This window comes from Actinotalea ferrariae (genome assembly GCF_019733465.1).
Lineage (GTDB): Bacteria > Actinomycetota > Actinomycetes > Actinomycetales > Cellulomonadaceae > Actinotalea > Actinotalea ferrariae_A.
The window spans coordinates 1-8,832 of the sequence record NZ_JACVQL010000091.1 but is presented as its reverse complement, the minus strand read 5'-3'; the positions used below and the strand labels follow the sequence as shown (position 1 = coordinate 8,832).

Genomic DNA, 8,832 nt, shown 5'->3' with positions numbered 1-8,832 from the left:
GGGGAGCGTCGGGCGCGTCGCCCGTCGGCCGGTCGCTGCGAGCGGTGGCCGGACGCGCGTCGTCCTCACCCGTCCGCGCCGGCGAGCGGCGGGCCTGGGCAGGCAGCTCGAGCACGGTCGCGTCGACCGCGAGGTCGGGGCGTGAGGCGGGCGGGTGGGCCGCAGGCACGGGACCGGGCGTGGTCGCGCCGGGCCGGTCGAAGTCGAACGCGTGCTGGGGGCCGAAGCCCTCGAACTCCTCGGCGTCCTCGGGCTCGTCGTCGCCCTCGTCGACCGGCTGACGGACGCCACGGCGTCCGCTGAGGTCGTCGAGCAGCGCGTGCGTCGGGTCGGGCTCCGGCTCGGCGGGCGGGGTCTCGGGCGGCAGGTCGACCGAGGCCAGCAGGGGACGCAGGGCCGCGTCGACCTCGACGTCGAAGACGCCGCCCGGCACGGCCGCGAGGTGGCGGCGGGGGATCGGACCCTCGGCGAGCTCGGTCTCGGACAACCAGCGGGCCTCGTCGTCCACGGCCCGGAGCGTGCGCGTCGAGGGCTCGAACGTCCAGCGCGCCGACCGCGTCGAGCCCGCCGCGTCGAACGCGACCTCGACGGTCCACGGGCCTGCTCCCGCGCGGTAGGCGTCCCACCGCAGCGAGGCGTCGTCGACGCCGCGCGTCGCGAGCCGGTCGGTCACGAGGTCGCCCAGCACCGGCGCGCCCGGGTCGTGGCCGATCCGGGTGCCCTGCGCCTGGCCGGCGACGTGCTCGCGCTCGGCGAGCACCGGACCCTCGTAGCGGCGGACCATCCCGACGGGCATGCCCGACTGCTCGGCGACGTCCTCCGCCGTCGAGCCCGCACGGATCCGCGCCTGGATCTCGCGCGGCGGGATGACCCCCCGCTGCTCGGCCCGGACCTGCTCGAGCTGGGGCCGGTCCCTGCGCACGGCGGCGCGCAGCGCGTCGTCGATGGGCAGGGAGAAGCGCTGGCCGTCCGGCCCCTCCAGGACGACGTGCTCGCCGTCGTCGTGCAGTCCCACCAGTCGCAGCTCGCTCATGGCACCTCCGGGTCCGAGCCTGCCACCTGCTGCGTGCCGTGGTCGGGAGGTCGGCCGGTGTGCCGTCGTCCCGCACGGTGCTGGGGCAGGATGGCCCGGTGACCAGCGTGCCGCAGGACCCGTCCCCCGTCACCACCCGCCCGCTCGACGACAGCGCGGCGCTCGGGGCGCTCGCCGAGCGGCTCGCCCGCGAGGCCGGCGCGCTCGTGCGCGACGGACGTCCGCGCCGGGTCGACGTCGCCTCGACCAAGACGAGCCCGATCGACGTCGTGACCGCGATGGACCTGGCGTCGGAGGCGCTCCTGCGACGGGTGCTCGCCGAGGAGCGGCCGGACGACGCGATCCTCGGCGAGGAGGAGGGGCACGTCGCCGGCACCAGCGGGATCACGTGGGTGCTCGACCCGATCGACGGCACGGTCAACTACCTGTACGGCATCCCGGCCTACGCGGTGAGCGTCGCGGCCGTGACCGGTCCGCCCGCACCGGAGGAGTGGACGGTGCAGGCGGCGTGCGTGCACGCCGTCGCCGACGGCCGCACGTGGACCGCGGTGCGCGGCGGCGGCGCCTTCCTCGACGGCGAGCGGCTCGCGGTGAACCCGCCGGCGCCGCTCGCCGAGAGCCTCGTCGGCACCGGGTTCGGCTACACCGTCGAGCGACGGCGGGCACAGGCGAGGGTGGTCGCCGAGGTCCTGCCCCGCGTGCGGGACATCCGGCGGATCGGCTCGGCCGCGATGGACCTGTGCACGCTCGCAGGGGGCGGCCTGGACGCCTACTTCGAGCGCGGCCTCGCGCCGTGGGACCTGGCCGCCGCGTCGCTCGTCGCGGAGGAGGCCGGTGCCGTCGTCACGGGCCTGCGCGGTGCGCCGGCGAGCACGCGGATGACCGTCGCCGGCCCGGCCGAGACGGTCGCGGGCCTCGTCGCGCTGCTCGAGGAGCTCGACGCCGACACCGACCGCCCATGATCGTCCGTCGGCGCCCCGGGACCGACCCGGTCGACCACCTCGTCCGGGTCGTGCATCGGCGGCCGGGATAGGGCACAATCCCCTCGCCGAGCGGGGTCGGGAACAACCGGCGTGCGTCGTGCATTGAGTACGTACCGACGCCAGCGCGACCGCGCGGCGTGAGAACGACACGGAGTGTGGATCGCCTGATGGCAACCGATTACGACGCCCCTCGCAAGACCGAGGAAGACCTCTCCGAGGACTCGCTCCAGGAGCTGCAGGCCCGCCGCTCCGACAAGAACTCCGGCGTCGTCGACGAGGACGAGACGGAGGCGGCCGAAGGGTTCGAGCTCCCGGGCGCGGACCTCTCGGGCGAGGAGCTCTCGGTCCGGGTGCTGCCGCGCCAGGCCGACGAGTTCACCTGCTCGAGCTGCTTCCTGGTGCACCACCGCAGCCAGCTGGCCAGCGAGAAGAACGGTCAGCTGATCTGCTCGGAGTGCGCCGCCTGACCTGAACGACGCGCCGACTCGATCGCGGCGCGCAGGGCGGCCGGACGCCGCGTGGACACGAGCCACGCAGGCGTCGGGTCCTGCGCGTCCTCGACGACGACGACCACGGCCCCGGGGACCCAGGACCGCAGGCACACGAACGTGCGTGCGTCCGACCCAGGGCCGAGGTGCGTCCGGACACCCTCGCGGTCGAGCTCCGTGACGGCGCCCAGCAACGTCGCGGGGATGTGCGCGCGCCCGGCGCGCAGCTCGCCGCCCGCCACCTCGACGACCGCGCTCGTCCGGACCGCGACGACGACGCCCGCCACCAGCGAGACCACCGCGGTGGCCGCGGCGACGTCGGGCCGGACGGGCAGGAGCGCGATGAGCACGAGCACGGCGAAGCCGACGACGAAGCACCAGCCGAGCGGGCCGGGCCACAGCCGCTCGCGGTGCAGCGCGGGGGAGGAGGCCATGCCTCCAGCATCCCAGGTCGCACTAGAGTCGGGCGCCGTGGACCCCCAGCCGGGCACCGTCGAGGTGCTGCTCGTCATGCTCGACCCCGACCTCCCCGAGCCGGCCTACGCCCATCCGGGTGATGCGGGCGCGGACCTCGTGTCCCGGGTCGACGTCGAGCTGCCGCCGTCGGGGCGCGTGACGGTGCCCACCGGCGTGAGCATCGCGCTGCCGGACGGGTGGGCCGCGTTCGTCCACCCGCGGTCCGGCCTCGCGCGCGACCACGGCGTGACGATCGTCAACGCGCCGGGCACCGTCGACGCGGGCTACCGCGGGGAGATCCAGGTGACGCTGCTCAACACGGACCCGACGACGCCGGTCCGGCTGCGCCGCGGCGACCGGATCGCGCAGCTCGTGGTGCAGCGCGTCGCGCGGGCCCGGTTCGTGCGCGCCGAGCGCCTCCCGGGGTCCCACCGCGGGGGCGCGGGCTTCGGCTCGACGGGCGGCTGGGGCGCCCCGGCCGAGTAGGTCCACCCGCGAGCGGCGTCTAGTGTCGTACGTGACAGCAACGGTCAGTCCAGGAGGCAGTCGGCGTGGGTGTGTTCCGGCGAGGCAAGCGGTCCGGCGAGGACCCGGAGGTCGCCGACGACCTCGGCACGTCGACCGAGGCGGACGTGACGACGACGCGCGAGCGCGGTCCCTGGGACGTCAGCGAGGTGCCCGAGCGCGGGCGCCGGATCGACCTCGGGGCGCTCTGGCTGCCCGGGCGTGACGGCATGGAGCTCCGGATGGAGATCGAGAAGACCTCCAAGATCGTGAGCGCGGCCGCCGTGTCCCTGCGCGGCTCGGCGCTCCAGCTCCAGGTGTTCGCCGCCCCGCGCACCGAGGGCGTGTGGGACGACATCCGTGCCGAGATCGCCGAGTCGGTCGTCAAGCAGGGCGGGTCGGTCGACGACGTCCCCGGTCCCTTCGGTCGCGAGCTGCTCGCGCGCCTGCCCGTGCGCACCGCCGAGGGCCGCACGGGTCACCGGCCGGCCCGGTTCATCGGGCACGACGGGCCCCGGTGGTTCCTGCGCGGTGTCGTCACCGGCCGCGCCGCCGTCGAGCCGCAGGAGGCGGGCGACCTCGAGGACGTCTTCGCCGACGTCGTCGTCGTGCGCGGCTCCGAGCCGCGGGTCCCGCGGGACCTGCTGCCGCTGACGATGCCCGGGCGGCGCGCGCCGGCCGTGCCCGCGGTGCCGGGTGCGGTGACCGCGCCGCCGCTGGACCCGTTGACGCGCGGTCCCGAGATCACCGAGGTGCACTGATGGTCCTCGAGCGTCCCCGCGCCGGCGAGGGCCGGCTGGCGACCGCGCTCAAGGGCATGGTCGCGTCGCAGGCCGAGGTCGAGGCCGCCGAGGAGCGGCGCGAGACGCTGCGCCGCGGCTGCTCGGCGCTCGCCGACCTGGGGGACCGGCACCGCGCCCAGGTGTCGGGCGTGCTGCGCAGCGTGACGCTGCGCCCCCGGACGACCGTCCCCGCGCTCGAGGCCGAGCTCTACGACGGCAGCGGCAGCCTCCAGCTCGTCTGGCTCGGCCGGCGGCAGATCCGCGGCATCGAGCCCGGCCGCCGTCTGCGCGCCGAGGGCCTCGTGTGCGTCCAGGACGGGCGCCGCACGATGTACAACCCGCGCTACGAGCTCGTCCCGCGTCCCGGTGAGTGACGCCGGGCGCGCGGGCGCGCGCGACGAGCGCACGGACGCTCCGGCCGTACCCGCCGCGGAGGTGCGCGCCACCGATGCGCCCGCTTCCGAGGTGCCCACCACGGGTGCGCCCGCCACGGGCGTGCGGGTGCTCGCCGACGAGGAGTTCTCCTTCAGCGCCGCGGTGGGCGGCGTGCGCGGGCTGGTCGAGTCCGCCCTGCCGGCGCTCGTGTTCGTCGTCGTCTTCGTGGCGACGCGCGAGCTCGTGCCCGCGCTCGTCGCCGCGGTCGCGCTGACGGTCGTCGCGGTCGTCGTGCGCCTCGTCCAGCGCACGCCCGCGACGCAGGCGTTCTCGGGCGCGATCGGCGTGGCGATCGGCGTCTTCTGGGCCTGGCGCACCGGCGACGCCGAGGACTACTTCGCGTGGGGCCTGTGGGTCAACGTCGCGTGGTGCCTGGGTGCGCTGGTGTCGATCCTCGCGCGGTGGCCTGCGGTCGGCGTCGTCGTCAGCCTCGTGCGCGGCCAGGACATGAGCTGGCGGCACGACCCGGACGCCGCCCCGCTGCGCCGTCGGTACGTGTGGGCCACGTGGCTGTGGGTCGCCCTCTTCGCTGCCCGTCTCGCCGTGCAGGTGCCGCTCTACCTGCAGGGCACCGACGCGGTCGGCTGGCTCGGCACCGCGAAGCTCGTCATGGGCGTCCCGCTGTTCGCGGTCGGCCTGTGGGTCACGTGGCTTCTCGTGGGCTCACCAGGAGCTCGTGGAGCGCGTCCAGATCGGCGTCCGACCCCGCCACGATGAGCAGCTCGTCGCGCGCCTCGAGCGTGTCGTCGGCGCTCGGCGCGATCGGCGTCGTGCCGCGCACCACGGCCGCGAGCACCGTGTCCGGCGGCCACACGACCTGACCCACGCGCGTCCCCACGAGGGGCGAGCCCTCCGGGAGCGTCACCTCGAGGATGTCCGCGCCGGACTGGTGGAACGTGAAGATCTTGACGAGGTCGCCGACCGCGACGGCCTCCTCGACCATCGCGGTCATGATCCGCGGCGTCGAGACCGCGACGTCCACGCCCCACGCCTCGTCGAACATCCACTCGTTCTTCGGGTTGTTCACGCGCGCGACGGTGCGCGGCACGCCGTACTCCGTCTTCGCGAGCAGCGAGACCACGAGGTTCACCTTGTCGTCACCCGTCGCGGCCACGATGACGTCGCACTCGTCGGCCTTGGCCTGCGTGAGCGTGGACAGCTCGCACGCGTCGGCGAGCAGCCACTCGGCGTCCGCGACCGACACGATGCGCATCGCGGACGGCTGCTTGTCGATGAGCGTGACCTCGTGGTCCGCCGCGATGAGCTCGGTGGCGATCGAGCGGCCGACCGAGCCGGCGCCGGCGATGACGACCCGCATCACTCCACCTCCGGGGGCACGTGCGTGAGGGTCCGTTCGACCTTCGCGAGGTCCGTGGCCATGACGAGCACGTGCACGACGTCGTTCTCCTGCAGCACGGTCGTCGGCCCGGGCAGGACCCCGTCGCCGTACCGGGTGAGGTAGGCGACGCGGGCGCCGGTCGCCGCCTCGAGCGCGGTGAGCGGGCGGCCCACCCACGCCGGGTGCACGTCCATCTGCGCCATCAGCACCTGCCCGGACGCGTCGCGGTACTCGTCCGTGGCGCCCATCGGGAGCATGCGGCGCAGCACCTGGTCCGCGGTCCAGCGCACGGTCGCGACCGTCGGGATGCCGAGCCGCTGGTAGATCTCGGCCCGGTGCGGGTCGTAGATGCGGGCGACCACGTTGCCGACCCCGTACGTCTCGCGCACCACGCGTGCGGCCAGGATGTTCGAGTTGTCGCCGTCCGAGACGGCCGCGAAGGCGTAGGCGTCCTCGACGCCCGCCTGGACCAGCGTCTGCCGGTCGAACCCGAGGCCCGTCACGCGCTTGCCCGAGAAGTCCTGGTCGAGGCGCCGGAACGCGTCCGGGTTCTGGTCGATCACGGCGACGGAGTGTCCGCGGCCCTCGAGCGACTGGGCGAGGGTCGCACCGACCCGGCCGCAGCCCATGATGACGAAGTGCACAGACGCTGACGCTACAGCCCGCGGGCCCGGTCGGCGGCACGTCGGACCCGCCTCGCGGACGGCCCGGTCAGCGGCGGTCGAGTTGTGCGCGCGGGCCTAGCATGGTGCCTCGTGTCGGACGTCGCGGATGCCGCAAAACGACTGTTGCTCGGGCGCCCCGTCCGCAGCGACCGGCTCGGCCACACCCTCCTGCCGAAGCGCGTCGCGCTCCCGGTGTTCGCCTCGGACGCGCTGTCCTCCGTCGCGTACGCCCCGGACGAGATCCTGCTGACGCTCGCGATCGCCGGCCTCGGCGCCACGGTCTTCTCCCCGTGGGTGGGCCTGGCGGTCGTCGTCGTGCTCGTCGTCGTCGTGGCGTCGTACCGGCAGAACGTCCACGCCTACCCGTCGGGCGGCGGCGACTACGAGGTCGCGACCGTCAACCTCGGCCCCCGCGCGGGCGTCTCGGTCGCGAGCGCGCTGCTCGTCGACTACGTCCTGACGGTCGCGGTCTCCATCTCCTCGGGTGCGCAGTACGCGGCCTCCGCGATCCCCGCGCTGCGCGGGTACGAGGTGCCGCTCGCGGTCGGCGTCGTGCTGCTGCTCGCCCTCGTCAACCTCCGGGGCGTCAAGGAGTCGGGCTCGGCCTTCGCGATCCCCACGTACCTGTTCATGGCGGCGCTCGGCACGCTCGCGGTGGTCGGGACGGTGCGGTACTGGAGCGGGACGCTCGCGCTCGCGGAGACGTCGCAGCTCGAGGTGCTGCCCGAGTCGGGGTACGAGGCCGGGCTGGTCGGCCTGGGCGGCGCGCTCCTCGTGCTGCGCGCGTTCGCGTCCGGCAGCGCCGCGCTCACCGGGGTCGAGGCGATCAGCAACGGCGTGCCGGCGTTCCGCAAGCCCAAGAGCCGCAACGCCGCGACGACGCTCCTGCTGCTCGGCTGCCTCTCGACGACCTTCATCATGTCGATCCTGCTGCTCGCGCGGGCGACGCAGGTCCACTACGTGGAGTTCCCGGCGGAGCAGCTGCTGCGCGACGGCGTCCCGGTCGGCGAGGACTACGTCCAGCACCCGGTGATCATCCAGCTCTCGGAGACGGTCTTCCACGGGCTCACGCCGGTGATCGTGCTCGTGGCCGCGGTGACCGGCCTCATCCTCGTGCTGGCCGCCAACACCGCGTTCAACGGCTTCCCGGTGCTCGGCTCGATCCTCGCCCGCGACGGCTTCCTGCCGCGTCAGCTGCACACGCGCGGGGACCGTCTCGCGTTCTCGAACGGGATCCTCACCCTCGCCGCCGGCGCGATCGTCCTCATCTGGGCGTTCGACGCCCAGGTCACGCGGCTCATCCAGCTCTACATCGTGGGGGTGTTCGTCTCCTTCACCCTGAGCCAGCTCGGCATGGTCCGGCACTGGAACCGGGCCCTGCGCACCGAGCCCGAGGCGCGCGCGCGGGCCCGGATGCGCCGCTCGCGCACGATCAACGCCATCGGCCTGGGTCTGACGGGGACCGTGCTCGTCGTCGTGCTGGTCACCAAGTTCACGCGCGGTGCGTGGATCGCCATCCTCGCGATGGGGGTCGTGTACGCGCTCATGCAGGGGATCCGCCGGCACTACGACGCGGTGCAGCGCGAGCTCGCGCTCGGGGACGACCCGGCGGCCTCGCGGGCGCTGCCGAGCCGGGTGCACGCCATCGTGCTCGTGTCGAGGCTGCACAAGCCGACGATGCGAGCGATCGCCTATGCTCGCGCCTCCCGGCCCTCCGTCCTGGAGGCCGTGACCGTCAGCGTGGAGCCGGACGACGTCGAGGCCCTGCGCGAGCAGTGGGACCGGCTCGAGCTGCCGGTCGCGCTCAAGGTCCTCGACTCGCCGTTCCGCGAGATCACCCGGCCGATCCTCGGCTACGTGAAGTCCATCCGACGTGAGAGCCCCCGGGACCTCGTCGTCGTCTACATCCCCGAGTACGTCGTCGGGCACTGGTGGGAGCACCTCTTGCACAACCAGAGCGCACTGCGCCTCAAGGGCCGTCTCCTGTTCACGCCGGGCGTGGTCGTCGCCTCCGTGCCGTGGCAGCTCGAGTCCTCGGTCGCCGCGGCGCAGCAGGGCCTGCGGCCGTGAGCCCCGCGCGCGAGGGCGGCGACCGTCCGCGTCCGGACCGCCGCAACCGCCCCGGCGGGCGACGACCGGGCGGCCCC

The 8,832-nt window shown here is 74.6% G+C and carries 11 protein-coding genes; 7 read left to right on the top strand and 4 right to left on the bottom strand.

All coding sequences use genetic code 11. From position 1 onward, the window contains the following. Positions 1–1,033 (bottom strand): septation protein SepH (gene sepH, locus ICW40_RS08075; RefSeq protein WP_221653318.1); only part of this gene is annotated, 1,033 nt, incomplete at its 3' end. Between the two features lie 107 nt (positions 1,034–1,140). Here sepH and ICW40_RS08070 point away from each other — a divergent pair. Then, positions 1,141–1,995, top strand: a complete 855-nt coding sequence (locus ICW40_RS08070) for an inositol monophosphatase family protein (RefSeq protein ID WP_221653320.1) — start codon at positions 1,141–1,143, stop codon at positions 1,993–1,995. Positions 1,996–2,183: 188 nt separating this feature from the next. Next, positions 2,184–2,483 carry a DUF4193 domain-containing protein gene (locus ICW40_RS08065; RefSeq protein ID WP_221653317.1) on the top strand — a complete coding sequence of 100 codons (300 nt, stop codon included), beginning with the start codon at positions 2,184–2,186 and terminating at the stop codon, positions 2,481–2,483. Here ICW40_RS08065 and ICW40_RS08060 read toward each other — a convergent pair. Then, positions 2,453–2,938: a DUF3093 domain-containing protein gene (locus tag ICW40_RS08060; RefSeq protein WP_221653316.1), complete on the bottom strand. Its 486-nt coding sequence runs from the start codon at positions 2,936–2,938 to the stop codon at positions 2,453–2,455. The two genes, ICW40_RS08065 and ICW40_RS08060, sit on opposite strands and share 31 nt — an antisense overlap. On the opposite strand from ICW40_RS08060, the gene dut reads away from it, so the two are divergent. From dut to ICW40_RS08040, 4 genes are all read left to right on the top strand, one after another. Next, positions 2,937–3,446: a dUTP diphosphatase gene (gene dut / locus ICW40_RS08055; protein ID WP_221653315.1), complete on the top strand. Its 510-nt coding sequence runs from the start codon at positions 2,937–2,939 to the stop codon at positions 3,444–3,446. The genes ICW40_RS08060 and dut overlap by 2 nt on opposite strands. Positions 3,447–3,511: 65 nt before the next feature. Beyond that, positions 3,512–4,225, top strand: a complete 714-nt coding sequence (locus tag ICW40_RS08050) for a DUF3710 domain-containing protein (protein ID WP_221653314.1) — start codon at positions 3,512–3,514, stop codon at positions 4,223–4,225. Then, the gene (locus tag ICW40_RS08045; protein WP_221653313.1) at positions 4,225–4,620 is read left to right on the top strand and encodes an OB-fold nucleic acid binding domain-containing protein; all 396 of its coding nucleotides are present in this window, start codon (positions 4,225–4,227) and stop codon (positions 4,618–4,620) included. The genes ICW40_RS08050 and ICW40_RS08045 overlap by 1 nt, the downstream gene beginning before the upstream one ends. Continuing rightward, positions 4,613–5,398 carry a DUF3159 domain-containing protein gene (locus ICW40_RS08040; protein ID WP_308121702.1) on the top strand — a complete coding sequence of 262 codons (786 nt, stop codon included), beginning with the start codon at positions 4,613–4,615 and terminating at the stop codon, positions 5,396–5,398. The genes ICW40_RS08045 and ICW40_RS08040 overlap by 8 nt, the downstream gene beginning before the upstream one ends. Here ICW40_RS08040 and ICW40_RS08035 read toward each other — a convergent pair. After that, positions 5,325–5,999: a potassium channel family protein gene (locus tag ICW40_RS08035; RefSeq protein WP_221653312.1), complete on the bottom strand. Its 675-nt coding sequence runs from the start codon at positions 5,997–5,999 to the stop codon at positions 5,325–5,327. The two genes, ICW40_RS08040 and ICW40_RS08035, sit on opposite strands and share 74 nt — an antisense overlap. Then, positions 5,999–6,649, bottom strand: coding sequence for a potassium channel family protein (locus ICW40_RS08030; protein ID WP_260458948.1), 651 nt, complete (start codon positions 6,647–6,649; stop codon positions 5,999–6,001). The genes ICW40_RS08035 and ICW40_RS08030 overlap by 1 nt, the downstream gene beginning before the upstream one ends. A 126-nt stretch (positions 6,650–6,775) precedes the next feature. Between ICW40_RS08030 and ICW40_RS08025 the strand changes: the two genes are divergently transcribed. Beyond that, positions 6,776–8,755: an APC family permease gene (locus ICW40_RS08025; RefSeq protein ID WP_221653310.1), complete on the top strand. Its 1,980-nt coding sequence runs from the start codon at positions 6,776–6,778 to the stop codon at positions 8,753–8,755. The last annotated feature ends 77 nt before the right edge of the window (positions 8,756–8,832 follow it).

Excerpts from the sequence above, each read along its gene's own strand:
- ICW40_RS08065 (WP_221653317.1), top strand. The coding sequence starts at position 2,184 with ATGGCAACCGATTACGACGCCCCTCGCAAGACCGAGGAAGACCTCTCC.
- dut (WP_221653315.1), top strand. The coding sequence starts at position 2,937 with ATGCCTCCAGCATCCCAGGTCGCACTAGAGTCGGGCGCCGTGGACCCC.
- ICW40_RS08060 (WP_221653316.1), bottom strand. The coding sequence starts at position 2,938 with ATGGCCTCCTCCCCCGCGCTGCACCGCGAGCGGCTGTGGCCCGGCCCG.
- ICW40_RS08045 (WP_221653313.1), top strand. The coding sequence starts at position 4,225 with ATGGTCCTCGAGCGTCCCCGCGCCGGCGAGGGCCGGCTGGCGACCGCG.
- ICW40_RS08035 (WP_221653312.1), bottom strand. The coding sequence starts at position 5,999 with ATGCGGGTCGTCATCGCCGGCGCCGGCTCGGTCGGCCGCTCGATCGCC.
- ICW40_RS08030 (WP_260458948.1), bottom strand. The coding sequence starts at position 6,649 with ATGGGCTGCGGCCGGGTCGGTGCGACCCTCGCCCAGTCGCTCGAGGGC.